This is a genomic window from Acidovorax delafieldii 2AN, assembly GCF_000175235.1.
GTDB lineage: Bacteria > Pseudomonadota > Gammaproteobacteria > Burkholderiales > Burkholderiaceae_C > Acidovorax > Acidovorax delafieldii_B.
In genome coordinates this window covers 1-1,223 of the sequence record NZ_ACQT01000512.1, presented here as the reverse complement: position 1 = coordinate 1,223, position 1,223 = coordinate 1, and the positions used below count along the sequence as shown (strand labels likewise).

1 pseudogene is annotated in these 1,223 nt (G+C 68.1%); it reads right to left on the bottom strand.

The annotated features are described in order from the left end of the window. Nucleotides 1–917 precede the first annotated feature (917 nt). Nucleotides 918–1,223: pseudogene (locus tag ACDELDRAFT_RS22685) on the bottom strand (DEAD/DEAH box helicase); the annotation flags it as partial.

The window sequence follows — 1,223 nt, the reverse complement described above, 5'->3', positions numbered from 1 at the left end:
GCCGACAACAGCACGGCGGCCAGGGCCAGCGAGGTGCGCCAGGGTGCGCGGTGCGCTGCCGGCGCGGTGGATGTGCCGAAGCCGGCGGCGGTGGATACGGAAAGAATGGGGCGCTGGGTCATGGTGTGTTGTGCCTTGTGCACCTCCGGAAGGGGAGGCCGCATTAACCTGGCGCGATGTTAACTGGGTGCGCCAGCGGTGGCTGTCTCGGCATTTGCGTGTGCGTCTTCTGCAACGGCTTTCCCATCGCTGCGCTTCGGAATGGTGACGCGGGTCCGGGCTTGCGGTAGCGCGAGCCCGGTCGCGTGCGACCTGCTCGGTATTGGCGGGGTGAGGGATGTGTCTGCGAAAGAGCGGGGAAATCGCGGTTCGCAGATCAGAACCGCTCAGAGCCGCGCCAGGCCCAAGTGGGAAAACCGCCCGCTATGCCGACCCACTTGGTAAGAAACCGTGCGTCTTTGGGGGGGGCGTCTGGTGCGGTTGCGGTGCGGTGATGGTGGTGCATGCAGCGGGTTACCGCGATGGAAAGAGAGGCTCGGCCGGGCCGTTGCCTAGTGGGCAGGGGGCCTTGGTCGTCCCATTGCCGGGAAGGCAACGGCTGTTGCGATGGGCACCCCTCTGGCTAGCCGTTGCGGGGATGTCCGTTCACGGTGCCCGCCTGCCCATATCGGAGTCGCTTTTGAGAAAGAGGCCGCATTCCAGCTTGCCGCGGCTGTGTCACGCCGCGCCAAGCGCGCCCTGCGGCGCGGTGCATCTGCTTTGAAAAATGGATGGAACCGGGCCGTGGCGCCAGCCAGTACCCACATGGCACGAGAGCCGGTTTGCAGGGCGAGTGAAGCCCGTGGCAACCCGGGTGTGCCCCGCCAGAACGGCAGGGCCCCGCCGGGCTTTAGCGTTGCGGGAGTCTGTTGGGTGTTTCAGCGGTTGAAGGAACCGCGGGAGCCGCCGCCGGAACCGCGGGGACCGTTGCCACGGCCACCGGCGCCACCACCGTAGCCACCGCCACCACCGGAATTCCGGTAACCGCCGCCACCGCCACGGCGGCCGCTGCCGGCCATGCTGTCCACGCTGGTGCGCATCGGGTCAGGTTGACCGCCCGCCGTATGGCCCGCATTGCGCTGGCCCGGGTTGCTGTGGCCCGAATGGGTGCCCAGGTGGGCATTCGGACGGGGAGGTTGTGCGTCGTCGTAACGGTTGCCACCGCCCTCGTAGCCGCCGCCACC